The organism is Neobacillus sp. B4I6 (assembly GCF_050434045.1).
Classification (GTDB): domain Bacteria; phylum Bacillota; class Bacilli; order Bacillales; family Cytobacillaceae; genus Neobacillus.
Window position 1 is genome coordinate 774,464 of the sequence record NZ_JBNPWB010000002.1, and the last position, 19,051, is coordinate 793,514.

20 protein-coding genes are annotated in these 19,051 nt (G+C 37.5%); 15 read left to right on the forward strand and 5 right to left on the reverse strand.

Annotated features, from left to right (window positions below; translation table 11 throughout):
• The first annotated feature begins 7 nt into the window (after nt 1-7).
• The 7 genes from QF028_RS05770 to QF028_RS05800 all read left to right on the forward strand — a co-directional run bounded on the left by QF028_RS05770 (nt 8) and on the right by QF028_RS05800 (nt 4,765).
• Entirely contained in the window at nt 8-862 is an 855-nt protein-coding gene (locus QF028_RS05770; protein WP_429464485.1) for a hypothetical protein, read from the forward strand.
• A gap of 117 nt (nt 863-979) precedes the next feature.
• Nucleotides 980-1,150 (forward strand): YpmA family protein, encoded by a 171-nt coding sequence (locus tag QF028_RS05775; protein ID WP_088088772.1) that lies wholly within the window; start codon nt 980-982, stop codon nt 1,148-1,150.
• Between the two features lie 14 nt (nt 1,151-1,164).
• The gene (locus tag QF028_RS05780; protein ID WP_429464486.1) at nt 1,165-1,638 is read left to right on the forward strand and encodes a DUF5590 domain-containing protein; all 474 of its coding nucleotides are present in this window, start codon (nt 1,165-1,167) and stop codon (nt 1,636-1,638) included.
• Nucleotides 1,639-1,671: 33 nt separating this feature from the next.
• Nucleotides 1,672-2,868 (forward strand): pyridoxal phosphate-dependent aminotransferase, encoded by a 1,197-nt coding sequence (locus QF028_RS05785; protein ID WP_429472193.1) that lies wholly within the window; start codon nt 1,672-1,674, stop codon nt 2,866-2,868.
• A 116-nt stretch (nt 2,869-2,984) separates the two neighbouring features.
• Entirely contained in the window at nt 2,985-3,686 is a 702-nt protein-coding gene (locus tag QF028_RS05790; RefSeq protein WP_429464487.1) for a DnaD domain protein, read from the forward strand.
• 61 nt (nt 3,687-3,747) lie between these two features.
• On the forward strand, nt 3,748-4,410 hold the full coding sequence (gene nth / locus QF028_RS05795; protein WP_168244893.1) for an endonuclease III: 663 nt from the start codon (nt 3,748-3,750) through the stop codon (nt 4,408-4,410).
• A complete protein-coding gene (locus QF028_RS05800) occupies nt 4,403-4,765 on the forward strand; it encodes a YpoC family protein (RefSeq protein ID WP_429464488.1) in 363 nt (120 codons plus the stop codon). Before nth ends, QF028_RS05800 begins: the two co-directional genes overlap by 8 nt.
• A 24-nt stretch (nt 4,766-4,789) precedes the next feature.
• Here the strand turns inward: QF028_RS05800 and QF028_RS05805 are convergent, their stop codons facing one another.
• Both QF028_RS05805 and recU read right to left on the reverse strand, forming a co-directional pair.
• Nucleotides 4,790-7,432 (reverse strand): transglycosylase domain-containing protein, encoded by a 2,643-nt coding sequence (locus QF028_RS05805; protein WP_429464489.1) that lies wholly within the window; start codon nt 7,430-7,432, stop codon nt 4,790-4,792.
• Nucleotides 7,433-7,461: 29 nt separating this feature from the next.
• Entirely contained in the window at nt 7,462-8,073 is a 612-nt protein-coding gene (gene recU, locus QF028_RS05810) for a Holliday junction resolvase RecU (RefSeq protein WP_429464490.1), read from the reverse strand.
• Between the two features lie 196 nt (nt 8,074-8,269).
• On the opposite strand from recU, the gene QF028_RS05815 reads away from it, so the two are divergent.
• The 3 genes from QF028_RS05815 (at nt 8,270) to QF028_RS05825 (ending at nt 10,411) form a co-directional block, all read left to right on the forward strand.
• Entirely contained in the window at nt 8,270-9,247 is a 978-nt protein-coding gene (locus QF028_RS05815; RefSeq protein ID WP_429464491.1) for a DUF2515 domain-containing protein, read from the forward strand.
• Between the two features lie 351 nt (nt 9,248-9,598).
• Nucleotides 9,599-9,874, forward strand: coding sequence for a hypothetical protein (locus QF028_RS05820; protein WP_168244888.1), 276 nt, complete (start codon nt 9,599-9,601; stop codon nt 9,872-9,874).
• 180 nt (nt 9,875-10,054) lie between these two features.
• Entirely contained in the window at nt 10,055-10,411 is a 357-nt protein-coding gene (locus QF028_RS05825) for a DUF1798 family protein (protein WP_429464492.1), read from the forward strand.
• 33 nt (nt 10,412-10,444) lie between these two features.
• Here QF028_RS05825 and yppF read toward each other — a convergent pair whose 3' ends face one another.
• Nucleotides 10,445-10,654 carry a YppF family protein gene (gene yppF / locus QF028_RS05830; RefSeq protein WP_098931669.1) on the reverse strand — a complete coding sequence of 70 codons (210 nt, stop codon included), beginning with the start codon at nt 10,652-10,654 and terminating at the stop codon, nt 10,445-10,447.
• A 191-nt stretch (nt 10,655-10,845) separates the two neighbouring features.
• Here yppF and QF028_RS05835 point away from each other — a divergent pair, with 191 nt between their 5' ends.
• Nucleotides 10,846-11,409, forward strand: coding sequence for a YppG family protein (locus tag QF028_RS05835; RefSeq protein WP_410886048.1), 564 nt, complete (start codon nt 10,846-10,848; stop codon nt 11,407-11,409).
• Between the two features lie 211 nt (nt 11,410-11,620).
• Here QF028_RS05835 and QF028_RS05840 read toward each other — a convergent pair whose 3' ends face one another.
• On the reverse strand, nt 11,621-12,103 hold the full coding sequence (locus QF028_RS05840; RefSeq protein ID WP_088088761.1) for an Hsp20/alpha crystallin family protein: 483 nt from the start codon (nt 12,101-12,103) through the stop codon (nt 11,621-11,623).
• A 191-nt stretch (nt 12,104-12,294) separates the two neighbouring features.
• Here QF028_RS05840 and hcp point away from each other — a divergent pair, with 191 nt between their 5' ends.
• Entirely contained in the window at nt 12,295-13,593 is a 1,299-nt protein-coding gene (gene hcp, locus QF028_RS05845; RefSeq protein ID WP_429464493.1) for a hydroxylamine reductase, read from the forward strand.
• 34 nt (nt 13,594-13,627) lie between these two features.
• Here hcp and QF028_RS05850 read toward each other — a convergent pair whose 3' ends face one another.
• Entirely contained in the window at nt 13,628-14,326 is a 699-nt protein-coding gene (locus QF028_RS05850; RefSeq protein WP_429464494.1) for a Crp/Fnr family transcriptional regulator, read from the reverse strand.
• Between the two features lie 210 nt (nt 14,327-14,536).
• Here QF028_RS05850 and QF028_RS05855 point away from each other — a divergent pair, with 210 nt between their 5' ends.
• From QF028_RS05855 to QF028_RS05865, 3 genes are all read left to right on the forward strand, one after another.
• A complete protein-coding gene (locus QF028_RS05855) occupies nt 14,537-16,813 on the forward strand; it encodes a DEAD/DEAH box helicase (protein ID WP_429464495.1) in 2,277 nt (758 codons plus the stop codon).
• Nucleotides 16,814-16,829: 16 nt separating this feature from the next.
• Nucleotides 16,830-18,086 (forward strand): ribonuclease H-like domain-containing protein, encoded by a 1,257-nt coding sequence (locus QF028_RS05860; protein ID WP_429464496.1) that lies wholly within the window; start codon nt 16,830-16,832, stop codon nt 18,084-18,086.
• 446 nt (nt 18,087-18,532) lie between these two features.
• Nucleotides 18,533-18,979, forward strand: coding sequence for a CotD family spore coat protein (locus QF028_RS05865; protein ID WP_429464497.1), 447 nt, complete (start codon nt 18,533-18,535; stop codon nt 18,977-18,979).
• The last annotated feature ends 72 nt before the right edge of the window (nt 18,980-19,051 follow it).

Sequence of the window (19,051 nt, forward strand, 5' to 3'; positions counted from 1 at the left end):
GTGTGTCATGAGAACCTTACTATTATTACTGTCCATATTCATTCAATCGACACTCATGGTAGAGGCATCAAAGACGACTACTGTAAATAATATTGAAAACATTGACTTAAATATTAAGGATCATGAAGTTGCTGTTACTTTTTTAGGCCTGTCTGAAGGTGATTCAACCCTTATTCAAGGCTCAAATGGTGAAAATATCTTGGTAAATGCCGGCGGGAAAGAGACGGATGCAGAATTGGAAGGATGGCTTTATCTTTATGATGTGAAGAAAATTTCGAAGCTAATTCTTACAAAGAACAATCTGGAGCTTTCAGAAAAACAAATCAATAGGCTAATAACGAAGTATAGTATTAAAGAAATTATCACAACACCGGAGTTATCTGCCCAAATAACAAACAAACTAAGCTTACCAAATAAACCTGCAGTCGTCACCTGGGGTGAGGACACAAAAAAAACCATTCTTCCGGAATTGACTGCAGTGGTCCAATTTGTTGGAAATGAACCCAATGAGGGCATGGATTTGACACTGGATTTTTTTAATCACCGCATTTTCCTGATGACTTCATTTACACCACATGCGGAGGAAACCTTGATGAAGAAGAATTTGGAAAATATTAATGTTTTTAAGATTCCTAATTGTGCAATGGAGGACTCTTTATCTGAAAAATTAATCCAGTATTTAAATCCGCAAATTTCGATTCTATTTGCACCGGAAGAAGAGGGGCATGACCCAGATATTCTTGTCGATCTCCATGAAACTTGGTCAGAAATCTATACTACCAAAAAACATGGTACCGTCACGATAAAATTCACCGATTCAAACTATGAAGTAATAACGATCCCTGTTGAAGAGGATAACTAAGAAAAAATTAGAAAAATTCATATAATCACAGACCCGCTTTTTGCTTCCACCTGTTATAATAATGGTTGAGATTTATCAATTATTGTAGAGAAATAGGCAAATATTGGAGGAAAACGGATGGAAAGTAAAATTGAAGTGTTATCAACAGTAAAAATCCAGCACAGTCCGGATTTGTATAAAATTGTTGATGCCCTTAATCGAACCTTGAAGCAAAAAGATCTTATGTTTGGATTGGCACTTGATCAAGAAGATAAAAATACAGCGATTTTTACCATTTATCGTACATAAAGAAGTGAGTGCTTATGAAAAAGTGGATTATATTTATAGTAATATTTATAGTAGTGATTTTTGGCTTATTAATAAAAGTGTACTTCACATCTGTGTATCCTGTTAAAGCTGCAGAGAAAAAAGCGGTCGCACTAGCCAACAAGGAAATATCTATAAAAGAAGTTGAGGATTTTCATATATATAATGGCATAGAAACTGTTAATGTCATTGAGGGAAAAAGTAATAATGGTGAAAAAATTATCGTTTGGATTCCTGAAAAAAGTAAAAAAGTTTACGTGAAAAAAGCAAAGGATGGTTTATCAAAAGAAGAAGCCATTCAGAAACTTATACAAGAAAAAAGTCCTAAAAAGGTTATTTCAGTGAGACTTGGCATGGAAAAAAATATCCCATTGTGGGAAATATATTATCGTTCTAATAATAATTTAATAAATTATTACTATGTTCACTTTGAGACAGGTGAATGGCTAAAGAAAATCGAAAACCTATAGATGTAATGGAGAATGGAGGAAATATTTATGGTAGTGGAATTAGCAAATCGAGTGAAGGCACTTACACCTTCAACAACATTAGCAATTACTGCAAAAGCAAAGGAATTAAAGGAACAAGGTGAAGACGTTATCGGTTTGGGAGCAGGTGAACCTGACTTTAATACTCCACAATATATTTTAGATGCTGCGTCACAATCCATGAATGAAGGGCATACGAAGTATACCCCATCAGCAGGCTTACCTGCATTAAAAAAAGCAATTATTAAGAAATTTGAAGCAGACCAAGGGTTAACATATAAACTGAATGAAATCATTGTAGGAAATGGAGCTAAACACGTTCTTTATACATTATTTCAAGTCCTATTAAATGATGGTGATGAGGTAATAATCCCTACTCCATATTGGGTCAGCTATCCAGAGCAAGTCAAATTAGCAGGCGGCGTTCCTGTGTATATCGAAGGATTAGAGCAAAATCAATTTAAAGTAACCCCAGAGCAATTAAAGAGCGCCATTACGAAAAATACGAAAGCTGTTATAATTAATTCACCTAGCAATCCAACGGGTGTGTTGTATACAGCAGAAGAACTTTATGAGTTAGGCAAAGTTTGTCTTGAGGAAAATATTCTCATTGTTTCAGATGAAATTTATGAAAAGCTAGTTTATGGGGAAAATAAACATGTTTCGATCGCACAACTTTCTCCAGAATTTAAAAACCAAACCATTGTAATTAATGGCGTTTCTAAATCACATTCGATGACAGGTTGGAGAATCGGGTACGCGGCTGGAAATAAAGTAATTATTGAGGCGATGACAAACCTCGCAAGTCATAGTACATCTAATCCGACAACAACAGCCCAGTATGCAGCAATCGCTGCTTACAATGGCTCACAACAGCCAGTAGAAGATATGCGCCAGGCATTTGAAAAAAGATTATCAATTATTTTTGATAAACTAGTAGCGATTCCCGGTGTAACATGTGTGAAACCGCAAGGAGCATTTTACCTTTATCCAAATGTAAGAAAAGCTGCTGAATTGACAGGATATCAAAATGTTGATGCTTTTGTTGAAGCCTTGCTGGTCGATGCCAAAGTCGCTGTTATCCCAGGTTCAGGCTTTGGAACTCCTGACAATATTCGACTCTCCTATGCAACTTCTTTAGAATTATTGGAAAAAGCAGTGGAGAGAATTCACCAATTTGTTACATCCAAATCAAGCATTGTCAATAATTAAAAACGTAAAAAGTCTGCTAAGGTCTGCAGGCTTTTTGCTTTTAGTTACCAAAGATGGATGCCTAAAACTCTTACTCGGATAATTTGTTCGTGGTATACTTAACTGGAGGTGTCCTAATGATGAAAACAAACTTTTTAGCATGGATTCAAGAAGGTAATATCACCGTTCCAACATTATTATTTTCTGAATACCGTAATCTAAATTTAAATGAATTTGAACTTGTTCTTTTATTAAATATACTAACCTTTTTAGAAAAGGGGCATGAATTCCCTACACCAGATGAGTTATCGGCACGAATGACGATTTCCATTTCGGAATGTAATGAAATGCTTAGAAAGTTGATTCAAAGAGGTTTTATCGAAATTACCGATGAATATACGAATGAAGGTATCCGATATGAAAAGTATTCTGTCATCCCTTTATGGGAAAGACTTGTTGAGCATTTCTTGAAAAATAATAAAAGTAATAAGGAAACAGATAAGAAAGCAGACGAAACCGACCTTTATACTTGCTTTGAGAAGGAATTTGGCCGACCGTTATCTCCATTTGAATGTGAATCCCTAGCCATGTGGATGGATGATGATCATCACGATCCAATTATTATCAAAGCAGCTTTACGGGAAGCTGTAATGTCTGGAAAATTAAACTTCCGGTATATTGATAGAATTCTTTTTGAGTGGAAGAAAAATGGGATAAAAACGATAGAGCAAGCGAAAACCCATGGACTTAAATTTCGTCAAAAGCAAACACCTAAAGGAACTGTGAAGGGTGAAACACATCAACCAACTGTGCCCTTTTACAATTGGTTAGAACAATAATCTTGATTAACGAGGGAGTTATCTCTCGTTTTATTCATTTTAATAGTAGTAGGTGATAGATATGTTGAATAATACCCAAATCCGTTATTGCCTTGATCAAATGGGTGCGATGTTTCCAGAAGCCCACTGTGAATTAAATCATTCAAATCCATTCGAACTAGTCATTGCTGTGGCCTTATCGGCACAATGTACCGATGTGCTCGTAAATAAAGTGACTAAATCGTTATTTGAAAAATACAAAACACCTGAGGATTATCTTGAGGTTTCACTAGAAGAATTACAAAACGACATACGTTCGATTGGCCTTTACCGAAATAAAGCTAAAAACATTCAAAGCCTTTCCCGAATGGTATTAGAAGAGTATAAAGGTGAAATCCCAATGGATCGTGATGAGTTAACAAAGCTGCCTGGTGTGGGCAGGAAAACAGCAAATGTAGTTGTGTCCGTTGCTTTTAATGTACCTGCTATAGCAGTAGATACTCACGTTGAAAGAGTGAGTAAGCGTTTAGGGATTTGCCGTTGGAAGGATTCTGTACTCGAAGTGGAAAAAACATTAATGAGGAAGATTCCAAAAGACGAATGGTCAGTTACACATCATCGTTTGATATTTTTCGGCCGCTATCATTGTAAAGCCCAAAATCCACAATGTCCAAGCTGCCCACTAGTAGGGCTATGCAGGGAGGGTAAAAAGCGGATGAAAGGTCAGGTATCTATCAATGGATAAAAAGGTTGAGAACATTTCCAGCCTATTGAAGGAATGGGAAAATAGTAAGGTCCAGCTCGAAGCATTATTTCGTGAACGAGATTATCAAAACGCAAAAGTGTTGATGGAAAAGGGAATTTTAATGTTTATTCAGTTCTTGTCTTGGTCAAATGAATTGCCTGCAACTCTGGATGAACCTTTTAACTCTAATAAATTTGAGTTTAAACCTGTCAATGTGGAAGAACGGTTAGGTTTTATCATGTCTAGACCAAATCTATATCATTCATATCGGCAGTTATCAGAGTTAATGGTTGAGCAAGAAAAGCTGTATTCGAAAAGAAGTATACTAAAAAAAGCGTCTAAACCTAAAGGTTAGACGCTTTTTTACTATTCTTTTTAGTTAGGGTAATGTTGTAGGTGTACCTGAATTTGCTCCATTTACTGTCCCATTGTCGACCGGGGTATCTGGTGGAGTAGTAACGCCGTCATCTTGGTTGTCAGTACCTGTGCCATTACCAGTACCATCACCATTACCAGTATCGTTGCCATTCCCAGTACCGTTGCCATTCCCAGTACCGTTGCCATTACCAGTACCGTTGCCATTACCAGTACCATTGCCGTTCCCGTTTCCATTTCCTGGATTTGCACCATTGCCAGGATTGGTATTACCTGGGTTTTCTTCTTGAATAGGTAGTGGTATGTCAATTGCAGCAGTTGCTGGATTACTAGTTCGATCACCACTGATTGCCACAATCGTGAAAGAATATTTAGTACCAGGTACTGCAGGGATGCTTAAAGATGTTTCTGCTTGATTATATTGCTTTTGACCAGTCCCGCTATTTACCGTTACAGAGAAAGTAACATTTGCCTCTTTTAAATTATTGTAATCCCATGTTAAGGTAATATTTTTATTTACTTCATCATATTTGGCATTTAGTTTTTTCGGAGCATTCAGTTTGTCATACCTTTGGGAGACACGTTTAGGTGCATGACCTTTCACAGCATACTCAGTAATAACTTGACTTCCAGGGGTATATTTACTTGCCAATACCGGCGGCATCGAGCCTCTTTCAATACTTACTCTTTGAACGCTGTTTGGCATAGTAAAGTCAGGTGTATCGATATCCTTTGATACATGTTCCATTAAGTTTTTAAAAATTAATTGGGCTAAACGTTGATTATTTCCGACCGCGTTGATAGGTGTACTTCGGTTTTTGTATCCTGTCCAAATAGACGCAGTGTAATTAGTTGTATATCCAGTAAACCAGGCATCAGGAACGGACCTGCTGCTCGGAATACCCCATTTTTGTATTTCCTCATCTGTATAATTCGTTGTACCGGTCTTACCGGCGATTGGAAGTCCTGGAACTTTTGCCCTTGTTCCTGTCCCAGGAGATACGAGGACACTTTTTAACATATCGGTAATCATAAAAGCGGTCGAATCTTTCATTACCACTTTTGGTTCAGGTTCTGTGCTAATAAAGGTTCCATCACGCAACTTGATTTTTCTAATAGCATGTGGTTTTGTATAAATGCCATTATTGCCAAAGGCGCTATAGGCACCAGCCATTTCAAGTGGGGAAACCCCCGTTTTAAAACCGCCAATTGCGTAGGATTCAAAAATTTCTTTTAAAGGAATACCTAAACCAACTGCAAAGTCTTTCGCTTTATCAAGACCAACCTGCTGTAGAGTCTGAACGGCTGGTGAGTTTCGTGATAATTGCAGTGCAGTTCTAATCGTCATCGGTCCTTTATAGCTTTGGTCCCAGTTCCCAAACTTTTTCCCAGATGAATAGGTTATTGGTTTATCCTCAATCATTTCAAAGGTTCCCCAATTTAAATATTCAATCGCGGGAGCATAATCAAGCACAGGCTTGATTGTTGAACCTGGTTGACGTTGTGTATCGATGGCATAGTTAAACCCACGTTTTACTTTCTGGTTCCTCCCGCCTCCAATTGCCCGAATTTCTCCAGTTTTTGTATCAAGGAGAGCAACCCCAGCTTGGAATTCATCATCAGGATAATCAACAATGTCTGATTTATTAAGAATGTCTTCAACATATGATTGCGCATCTGGATCTAGAGTCGTATGGATTGTTAAACCATCTGTAAAGATATCAAAATCAGATGTTTCTTTCACTTCATCAATAACTGCATCCACAAATGAATCAAAGGGTTTTTCATTAACTTTACGTTGTTGTTCATTTAGAACGGTCGACTTAACTGAAACCTTTTTCGCATTTTCCATCTCTTGCTTAGAAATAAAACCATGCTGGTGCATTAACGTCAAGACAATATTTCGTCTCTTCTCAGCTAAACCAGGATGATCGAATGGGTTATAATTATTGGGACTTTGCGGCATCCCAGCAATTTGGGCAGCCTCTGATAATGTTAAATCTTTTAATTCTTTTCCATAATAAATTTTTGCGGCAGTTGCAATACCATGGCTATTTTCAGAAACATAAACCTTATTTACATACATCTCGAAAATCTGGTGTTTAGTATATTGCTGTTCAAGCTGATAAGATAGCCAGGCTTCTTCGACTTTCCGCTTTAAGGTTTTTTCGGGAGTTAAAAATGAGTTTTTAACCACTTGTTGTGTGATTGTGCTGGCACCTTCAGATCCAAATCCATGTTGGAAATTAGCTAACACAGCACCGCCTAATCTAATCGGGTCAATACCATGGTGTTTGTAGAAACGGTAATCCTCGGTTGCCAAGATGGCATTTTCAACTACTTGTGGTATGTCGTTGTAATTTACATATTCCCGATTAACTGCACCTACTTCAGTAATCAACTTGTCATCTTTATCTAAAATCTTCGAAGGGATTGGATCTTTTAATAATTTTGGGTCAAGTACGGGAGCATCCTTTACTAAGTAGGCGAAAGTCCCCACTCCCGAAAGTATTCCAATAATACCAAGGGCCACTAGGGTTAGAAAAATTTTCTTTATTAATCCACCCGATTTTTTCTTGGTTTTTGGTTTACCTTTGGTTTGGAGTTTCTTTCGGCGCTCCTCTCTTGATTGGTACTGTTCTGACATGGTAATATTCCTTCCTTTCAAGCCTTTTCTCAATTATGAAGCTTATCTATAATTTTAATATAGTCAATTCGCGGTTGAAAACCAAGTGGGATCTGATGTCCTTGTTTTTCCACTTCCTCTTTGGTTATTGATTTTCTGCCGCCATTATTCATTCGTTTCCAAAATGTTAACAAGTGTTTTGCTTCGAGTAAAAAAACCTGCTCATATCTTGTAAAACGAAGGATAACAAAACAAATACCTCCTTGATCCAGGACTTCTTCCATATGCTGTATCTGGTGTTGATGGAAATTCTTTAATGGAAAAGAGGTAGGGTTCTGTGTTTCTTTAGCTTCGAAATCAATATACTTTCCTTTATAAACACCATTATAATCCGTGGTGGAGGCAAGTTTGAAATATGCCTCTTTAATTACAGCAGCACTGCGGTTTGGATAATCAACTTGGACAATTTGAACCGGCGTTGGTTTCTTATGAATAACAGCTACTTTTCTCGCACGGTAATATTCATTTGTCTCATTTAAATCTTCCTCAAGTGTCATTCCTCTGTTACTATAAGAGCCATTTTTCTTTTTTTTATTATTGATATTTTCTGTGTTCTGTTCTCTTGGTAAGTATCTTTTTCCATTTGGATAGTTAAAGTTCACGTTTTACACCTCTCAAACTCTTCCTTATCATATCAAATCTTGAAGAGAATGGGGTGTATAAAATACATTTGCATACACACTCTAATAACAATTGTACTGTGACTGCTAAATTTATACATGATGCATTTCTCATAAAAGAATTTAAACTCAATCATAGTACTAATAATCTATTAAAAAAACTTAAGGGAAGATGAATATGAATCATCTTACAATACAGGAACGAACAATCATTCGTCAAATTCAAGAGGAAACCAATAAAAAAAATGTCGATAATATCTCAAGGACTGAAGCATACTTTTCTTTTTTTAAGAAACATCCAGATATCATTTGGTCTTTCTTAGCAAGCATGGTATCTAGGAATGGGGGGTGGAATATGTGTGACCTCCAAGGTTCAATATTTCCTCAATTACTAACGGACATGACGAGAAAGCAGCTTTTCCTTACCTATGAGCGGGCAAATTGGTTGATTTTCCATGATGTCTATCCCCAGTTATTGGTCTACCAATATTCGACGAAATTAAATCGAAAAATGTTTCATTTACTCCCTTATTTTCATGTTTCTTCGTTTATCCAAAAAGAATGGTTTCGATATTGGAAAGAAAATGATAAGAACAGACTAACCACTTCATTAATCATAAATGAACAAAATGTCATTCAAACACCGGTTATTGATCACCCTCTATATAAGAAAAAGGTTTTCCAATCGAAGCTTTTTTCTTTTCAAGATTGGTTTCATTTCAGTTGTGTACTATTTCCAACCTGCGGGGGAGAAGTATATGGGGCAAGTGCAAATGGTTTCAAATCACTTTCAAAAAGAATCAACTTGGGTAAAAGACTAGCCAGCATACTTTTTCATCCACGGCTATTTCCTTATTTTTATGAATTCGCTGAAAAAACGCCGCATACTGGTTCAAGAAATGATTATGAACAATATTTTAAAATAAAAACTGGCCTGAAAACCCCGATTTTGCGAGTGAGTTTCCCAGTTATAAAGCATAATCAACATAAATATGAGGATTGGAGTACGCAACGCAGGGTATCCCCCTTCTTGTTGTATCTTCCCGCACGACATCGTCACCCCATTCACCTTACTGATTGGTACTTTGCTAAATCAAACCAACTTCAATTAATGTTGGCCCTCCAAAAGACCTTGCATCTAAAAAAATGGAAATAAAAAAGCAGGGGAAGTGTCCCTTGCTTTTTGGTTAGTTTTTATTCGGCAGGTCGGTTTTCTCCCACCAGCTTTTTATCACCGTAGCCTGTTTTTGTTGCTGCATCTGATTGAACTGTTTGCTGCTTTTTGTTTTGTTTATTATTTTTTGACATTAAAAAACACCTCCAACAATAGCTTGTGCGCTTTTTTATTTTTTCATGCAGGATTTAATTGATGTCGAATTACATGGGGGAAAATGCCATTTTACCACTACCTTTGACGAATAGCTTCTAGTTTTGTCAGGGTAGAAGGAAGCCGAAAAAAGAAAGAGAATAATTATACTTAATAGAAAATGCTGGGAGGGTTTAATAGATGAATAAGCCATTGTCCGATAAGGAAAAGTTGATTTCAATGTTGTCAGAAATATACGATCAATTAGAAGAATTGGAAGTGGTGCTTGAAGCATCCTTCTCAGACCTGCGCAAAAGTTTAGACAAGAAAGAGCAGGCTAAGTTAATCGTATCAAAACAAAAACTAATGGGACTTGAACGGAGTATTGATAAAGTTAACTCCATTTCTAATTTAGAGATTGCCTGTGCCAATCCAAATCATGTGTCTAGAGCCCTACAACTTGAATTGGGCTATTAATTGCCTATAAAATAATAGTAACGATTAAAGTAGCATAAAGATCTTTGCTACTTTTTATTTTTTAGGCTATGTTAAAGCTTATTGTTGATTTTGGCACAAGTTGATTGGAGCGCGCCTGGAGCGGAAATCAACAGCCAAGTATAACAGAGCCATTTTTTAAAGAAAGGGTTTATTAAAAAGATGTCTGAAGAAATTATCCAATTAACGGAAAAACTTTTAGCTTATAATAGTGTATTCATGAAGTACTATCTAGAGGGAAGGGAGTCAGGGCTCAAGCATGATTTTCATGAAGTGATTAAGCCATTTGCAAATGAAGTTAAGGAAATAAATGATCAATGGAAACATGCCATGAAGAAATGGCTGTCTGAAACGGACCATAAACATCTTCATTTAAAGCAAATCGACACGACATCTGAACATATTGACCAGTTGTCAATTCAATCCTTTTTCCCGGAAACTAGCAAAACGAGATTTTTAAATGCAAATCGTACGGTTGAATTTTTCCTCTTGGAAATATTAAAAGAGGTTAAAAAATAGAAAAGAGATGCAGCTGCATCTCTTTAATTATTATTAAGAATGTTCGATGAGGGAGTTTTCATTATCCGTTTCAGGTATAACCGCGCCTTGTTTTTCAAGTTCACGGACAAGAAGACGATATTCTTTAATGTTAATATCGTTTTGAATATACGCTTTCTTAGCAAAATCCATTAATGTATTAACATCATCTGGTGTATAATCCCGACTTTGAATAAATTTGCTTTTTAATTCGCGAATGTCCATATCTATTAGCTCCTCCTTCATCCTTTTTTCTATCGTATCACGAAAATAAAGGATTCCTAGTTTTTAAAATATTTAAACTTCAGACAAAATTCTCGTCATTTTGACATAATTATTGTTTTTCAAAAGAATCACCTTTCCTCTCTCTCCTTCATAATGTGTAGTAGATAAAAAAGCGGAGGAGATGTTTGCCCATGTTTGGCAAAAAAAGGCCAGCTAATTACCTCAATTATGAATATTCGGGGCAAATGATGCAGCAAGGTCCAGTTGGTCAGATCAGGAATCAGCAGCTTTTTAATAGTAATCAACCCTTCCATTACCAAGCTCAGCCCCAAAACTATGATTGGACCGCTTATCAACAACCCAATCAACAAATTCCTTATTACCCGCCAGTATACCAGCAATATGGTCAAAACTATCAACCTGGCTACGTTTCTCAAAATACGCCATACAATAGCCAGCCATTTTCGCAAAAAGATTCGCAATTCCTATTCCAGAACCCTTTACAGCCACAGGAAGAAATAGTTCAAAAACCACAGTATATGCCCATGAATGGTTATCCAGTGATGAACCCTTATCCTAAGCAAAGTGCAACCCCAAAACAGCAAGGAGGGGTCCAATCGTTTATGAATTCCTTCAAGTCCCAAGATGGATCAGTGGATATAAATAAAATGGTGAATACAGCAGGTCAAATGATGAATGCGGTTAACCAAGTATCATCACTTGTAAAGGGATTTGGTGGAATATTTAAGGCTTAATAAAAAGCCCAGTTGATTGGGGAGCGGAAGGCACGAAGACTCCTGCGGGAGGACAGGGCAGGGGAGACCCCCCAGGCGCTTAGCGCCAAAGGAGGCTCCCCGGACCGCCCGCGATCCGCACGCGCCTGGAGTGGAAATCAACAGCTAAGTTTTAACAGCAAAAAGACGGCTTTTTTACTAGCCGTCTTTTCATATGGAAGGGAAATGGAATTTAGTCTTCGATATCAATAATTTTCCCCTTTTCCTGTGGAATACGGATTTTTAATAAACCATCACGATAGGATGCTTTCACTTTCTCTTCATTAATCGTATGCGGCAGTGAAACCGTTCTTGATGATTTTTGGCGTAAGTATTTACGTCGATATAAATGATTGATTTCGTCTTCCTCGGTTTCAAGTTCGTTATTTTCCACAGAAATAGTTAAATAGTTTCCAGAAATGTTTAAATGAATTTGCTCTCTTTTTATCCCTGGCAGTTCTGCAGAGATGATGTATTCCCCACCTGTTTCAATCGTGTCAACATGAAAGCTCGATCCAGATGGAAATGGACTTTTAAAAAAATCATCGATTGATTGTAGGAAGCCTTTGATTGGTTTTTCATTGAAAAAGTCGTTCATCGATTTCATTAACTCGCCAAAAGCTTCTGTTTTCGGCTTTTTAGGGTCATTCTTATCACTCGGTACCTTAGATGACATTAAGTTCCCCTCGCTTTCCAATATTTCACTCACTATTATATGCTGGCTAAACTGGGTAGGTGCCGTCATCAAATGGCAATAATTTTATGAACGATTTATTACAGTTGCTTTAAATGTGATGTAAATCACATTAAATATTTTGGTCGATTAGTATAGTAAAGCAGAAATAAAATTGAAAGTGAGGAACTAAAATGTTCTGTTATCAATGTGAACAAACTCCATCTGGCGGCTGTAATGTAATCGGTGTGTGTGGTAAAGATGAAACCATTGCTAGCTTACAAGACACGATTATTTTTGCATTAAAAGGAATTGCAGCCTATCGAACCCATGCTAATCAATTAGGATATACAGATCCTTTTGTCGATGCCACCACCCATGAATCCCTTTATTTGACTTTAACGAATTCAAATTTTAATGTTCAAGAACATATCGACATGGCGATGAAAGTTGGCCAATCAGCAGTCCGCGTAATGGAAATGCTAGATGAAGCTCATACAAAGCGTTTAGGCATCCCTGAGCCAATCCGGGTCAGCCAAAACAAAATTGAAGGAAAATGTATTATTATTACAGGTCACAACTTATTTGCTTTAGAGGAACTATTAAAGCAAACAGAGGGAAAGGGTATCAATATCTATACGCACTCTGAAATGCTACCTGCGCACGGCTATCCAGCATTGAAGAAATATACTCATCTAAAAGGGAATATCGGAAAAGCTTGGTACGACCAGCGACGACTTTTTGAAAATTTCCCTGGAGCGATTCTAGCAACGACCAACTGTGTAATGCCAATTAAAGGGTCATATGCAGACAGGATGTATACATATGAAGTAGCAGGTCTTGAAAATGTAGAGAAAATTATTAATGATGATTTTACACCATTAATTAACCGAGCTTTAGAGCTTCCTGAAGCAGCAATTGATTCCGAAGAAACATTGTTAACAGGGTACCATCATGAAACGGTTCTAGGCTTAGCACCTGAAGTAATTGATGCAGTCAAAGCTGGTAAAATCAAACGTTTCTTTGTTATCGCAGGCTGTGATGCACCGGGACCTGGCGGAAATTATTATCGTGAACTTGCCACTTCACTACCGCCAGAGACTGTTATATTAACAACCTCTTGTGGAAAATTCCGCTTTAATGACGTGGATTATGGTGTGGTGCCGGGAACCAATATTCCACGGTATATAGATTTAGGTCAATGCAATAACTCTGGATCAACTGTTAAGATTGCTTTAGCACTTGCAGATGCATTTGGATGTGAAGTGAATGAACTGCCGGTCAGCATCGTGTTATCTTGGTTTGAACAAAAAGCAGGTGCTATTTTGCTTGGTTTATTTAGCTTAGGAATCCAGGATATCCGCATTGGCCCGAAGCCGCCTGAATTTATCTCTGAAGGGGTATTACAGGTCCTTCAGGACACCTTTAATCTAAAATTGATTGGAACAGCTATAGAAGACATGGAAGACATGCTACAGCTCTCAATTAAATAAATATAATAAACCGCAGCATAGATTTGCTGCGGTTTTAGATTAGATTAATTTCTTCCATTAAAATTTCAACATCTACGATCATGTTGCCTTCTTCATCTACTTCTATTAATTCATCTTTTTTCATTTTTGTTAGCGTCCTGCTTATGGTTTCTCTTGTCGTGCCGATCATATTGGCAAGATCCTTATTCGTGAATTCGGACTTTAAAAGGATCGTACCATCTTCTTGTTCTTTACCATGCTTCTGGGCGAGCCGAATCAGTAGTTTAATAATTTGTTCGTATGTGTTATTGAGAATCTGTTCTTCTAAACGATTTTGCAAATCAACGATTTTTTCTCCTAATACTTTAAAAACTTTAATACATAGTTCAGGGTTTTCAATCAGTACAGTTTCAAATTTTGAAATTGGAACAGCAATAAGAGTTGAGGACTCAAGTACTTCTGCATAGGCTGGGTATTCGCCTTTTCTGAAAAAACCTACATGGGGAAACATCTCACCTTTTTTAGCAATGGCGACGATTTGTTCTTTGCCATTAATGTCACTTTTATAAATTTTAATTTTTCCTTCATAAATAAAATAGACATTTTCAAGCGGGTCACCTTGGAGAAACACATGACTATGTTTTTTCCATTCCCTAGCAATAGCGATGTCAGAGATTTTTGTTATTTCAAAATCATTCAATTCACGAAAAAGGGTAAAATCAGCGAGCACCCTTTTAATTTCTTCAATTTTCATCCAATCACCTTCAAATATAGATTCCGTACTATCTATTGTAACAAAAATTCTAGCAATAGTTTAATGTTATTGATATTTATTGGTTAAGTAGAATTTAAAGTTATTCTTACGCTTGGAAAAAAGTACTAGGCATATAAGAAATAAAAAAGTCGTTTTTTCTTTTGTTGCGAACGTTCATTCGTTAAAATAGAAGTAATGAGGTGAGGAAGCATGAAGTTAAGAAAAAGCCTGCAAGAAATTTTGTCAGACTTAAAAATAAATGATCAATTTAAGGAAAATATCGTTACATGGCACACCATCGAGGAAAAGCCGGCCCAAACAGTCCCGATGCCAAGAGACCTTCATCCGGTTTTAAAGTCTGCTCTTAAGAGCAAGGGAATTGAACAACTTTATACACATCAAAAATCAGCCTATGAAAAAATTATTAAGGGAAAAAGTATCGTTGCTGTTACCCCTACAGCTTCAGGAAAAACCCTTTGCTATAACCTTCCAGTTTTACAATCGATTCTAGCAAATCCAAGTACACGAGCTCTTTATATGTTTCCTACAAAAGCACTTGCTCAGGATCAAAAGAGTGAAATCAATGAAATTATTCAAGCGGCTGGCGTAGAGATTAACAGCTATACGTACGACGGGGATACACCAGCTAATATTCGTCAACGAGTAAGACAGGCAGGGCATGTGGTTATTACTAACCCAGATATGCTCCACTCAGCCATACTGCCACATCATACAAAATGGGTTTCTTTGTTTGAGAACCTTAAATTTGTTGTCATCGATGAACTTCATACCTATCGAGGTGTTTTTGGCAGTCATGTGGCCAATGTGATCAGAAGGTTGAAGCGTATTTGTAAGTATTATGGGAGTAACCCTGTATTTATTTGCACGTCAGCAACAATTGCTAATCCACTTGAACTCGCAGAAACCCTAACAGAAGAAAAGATGAACCTGATTGATAATAATGGGGCCCCTAGTGGTACAAAGCATTTTCTATTCTATAATCCACCTATTGTAAACAAACCATTAAACATTAGAAGAAGTGCCACACTTGAGGTTCGGAAAATTGCGGGTGAACTTTTAAAAAATAAAATTCAAACCATCGTTTTTGCGAGAAGCAGAGTTAGAGTCGAAATCATTTTGACCTATTTGCAGGAATTAGTAAAGAATCAGTTGGGAGCAAAATCCATAATGGGCTATCGGGGCGGGTATCTCCCCACCGAACGAAGGAAGATTGAAAAAGGGCTTCGTTCAGGTGATATATACGGTGTGGTCAGTACGAATGCACTTGAACTAGGAGTGGATATTGGGCAGTTGCAAGTGTGTATCATGACAGGCTACCCTGGTACGATATCCAGCGCATGGCAGCAGGCTGGAAGAGCGGGAAGAAGGCATGGAGAAGCCCTAGTCATTATGGTTGCAAGTTCCAGTCCCCTAGATCAATACATCATCCAGAATCAGGATTACTTTTTTAACAAAAGCCCTGAAACAGCAAGGATTAATCCTGATAATTTAATTATTTTAATCGATCATATGAAATGTGCTGCCTATGAACTCCCTTTTAAAGCGGGTGAGCATTTTGGAAGTGTAGAAACAGAGGAACTACTAGAATATTTAACAGAAGAACGTGTCCTTTATCATAATGGCGGGAAATGGTATTGGATGAATGATTCTTTTCCAGCACATAACATTAGTTTAAGGTCTGCATCACAAGAGAACGTGATTATCGTTGATCAGTCAGATGTTGCGAATGTAAAAGTAATTGGAGAAATGGATCGTTTTTCAGCGATGACACTTCTCCATGATGAAGCAATTTATTTACATCAAGGGACTCAATTCCAGGTAGAAAAGCTTGATTGGGAAGAGAAAAAGGCGTTCGTTAGGGAAGTCGATGTAGACTATTTTACTGATGCCAATTTAGCGGTTCAATTAAAAGTACTGGAAGTAGACAAACTTGAATCAAAAGATGATGCTGAATTCGGTTATGGGGATGTTAGTGTAAGGGCGATGGCCACAATTTTTAAGAAAATTAAATTCGAAACCCATGAAAATATAGGGTCTGGACCGATCCATTTACCGGAAGAGGAGCTTCATACAAATGCGGCCTGGATTTCCTTAAACCATCCGATATCAGAAATGGGCCATGAGCGACTCGAACAGGGACTTGTCGGGACTGCGCATGCACTAAACCATATAGCTCCCTTATTCGTAATGGCCGACCCTCAGGATATTCATGTCATTCCGCAAGTAAAGGCAGACCATAACGAAAAGCCAACCATTTTCTTTTATGATCGCTACCCAGGTGGGATAGGATTAAGCGAGAAAATACACACAGGTATGTCGGAAGTATTTGAGGAAACAAAGAAAATGATTACTCGCTGTCAATGCGGATCCGGCTGCCCGTCATGTATTGGTACAGACACCGTTAGTGATACAGCAAAAAATGATACCTTAAAAATTATTGAAGCCTTTTTAAAACCCTCAATATAGGAGAAGAAGATTAGCGATGTCGTTAAAAAATAAATTAAATCGTTTAAAACCACATCTTTCTGTTGGCGTTCAATCTGAAAAAATTAGTACTCCTCCTTTAGCGGTTAACATTGAGTTTCCTTTCAAGGAACAATGGGAGCAAGAAAACGTTTTTCCGTATTTTATGGATCAAAATTACTGTTTAATCAGAGAAGTGAAATATCCACTCTCATATCAGCATGGTCATTACTGTTTTCGTGATTTTCTAACCGCAGTAGAAATATGGAACAAACAGCCCGTAAATCATCCTTTATCAGCAGAAGGGCATCAAGCGGAAGAATTATTCTTTTTTGATACTGAAACGACTGGACTTAGCGGTGGGGTCGGAAACACGATTTTTTTACTCGGCTATGCGAGCATTTCTGGTGATTCCCTTATCTTAAGACAACATATTTTACCGAATCCGGGGGCAGAGGTCCCTTTATATCAAAGCTTTCTAGAAAAAGTGAATTATAAAACGCTAGTTACCTATAATGGGAAGTCATTTGATTGGCCGCAGGTAAAAACAAGGCATACGCTCGTAAGAGAACATGTGCCAAAGCTGCCGCAGTTTGGGCATTTCGATTTATTTCATGCGGCTAGAAGGCTATGGAAGCATAAATTAGACCGTTTAAAGTTAGCTGTTGTGGAGAAAGAGGTTCTTGGGGTAGAAAGGGTAGATGATATTCCTGGCTTTTTGGCCCCGATGATTTACTTTGAGTTTATTGATAGTAAACAGCCTGATGGAATGCTTGGTATTCTAAAACATAATGAAATTGATATTTTATCGCTTGTTACCTTGTATACACATATAACCTTTCAACTATGTGGAACAGATACTTCTCAAACCAGACCCGAGTCCTTTGAGGTAGGGCGCTGGTTTGCTTCATTAGGAGAACAAAATGAAGCAGAAAAAGTTTTGACCAAGCTTGCAAATGGAAGTGATTTTACTTCCTATAAAGCAAAGCATGCTTTAGCTATACAACACAAAAAAGAACGCGACTGGGAAAGAGCACGGAAATTGTTTTCGGATGTTGTTGATTCGGGTGATAAATCAATGATGTTAGATGCATGCCTGGAGCTAACCAAGATCCATGAACATAGGCTAAAAGATTATCAACTTGCGTTGGATTACTGTCAAAAAGCGATTATGATCGTATCCCAATTTGAAAAACCACCTAAAATTACAAATCAAAATAGCTTAGAACAACTCAAATTCCGTCTTAGCCGGTTAGAGCGAAAAAATGCAAAATAACCTGTCTGACTATTGTTTTTTGTAAAGTTCATCTAATTGCCGCAAAATCAGTGAAAATTAATTTACAAAACCAGCATTTCCATATTGTTTATCATAGTTGAAAGAGGTAAAATTTGAAATTGGATTGAGAAAAAAACGACTAACAAAACATTTGGAGCTGGTAACATGTATAAAGCGATTTTATTCTTATTTTTTATTGTCGTTTGTTTGACTGCAGTTATTTTTACGAGTTTAAAAGATAGCTTTTATTCTTTTTTATAGATGAAACATATGTCTAGGGTGGCAGCCCTTTTTTGAGCAAAACTAGGCATATCTGAACATATATAAATATTGAAAACATAGCAATGAACGTATTAAACCTAAAAAATAGGTATTTTCATTAGTACAAGAGTAATCCCTTCAACATAGGCTGTAATGTAAACAAATAATTGAAGGGAGACTTTTATATGTATCTTGGAACTAATTTTATGCCGCCAGTCATTCATCCGACTCAACAAATTGTGAACCATACGTTTTCAACGACAGTGGTTCCCCATATTCACCCTGTCCACACAACCACTGTGAATCACCATCTGTATCAACATAAACATTACTGTCCGCAAACTGCTTCTTGCGCTGAAGAGGTATGCAATCAACAAATTAACTGCTGTAACCCGTGTGCACCAAGCGCAGTACCATTGCCAGCAGCTAATGCTTTACCAAATGCTATGCCAGGAATGGGTGGTCCAGGCTTTGGACCAGGAGGCCCAGGTTTTGGACCAGGAGGCCCAGGCTTTGGACCAGGAGGCCCAGGTTTTGGACCAGGGGGCCCAGGTTTTGGACCAGGGGGCCCAGGTTTTGGACCAGGAGGCCCAGGCTTTGCACCAGGACCATTCATGGGTCCTAGACGTTAATTGAAGTAATGTCTTTTGCAGGGGCTTTTTAGCCCTTGTTTTTTAATTTTTATTTACTAATATGATATGCTT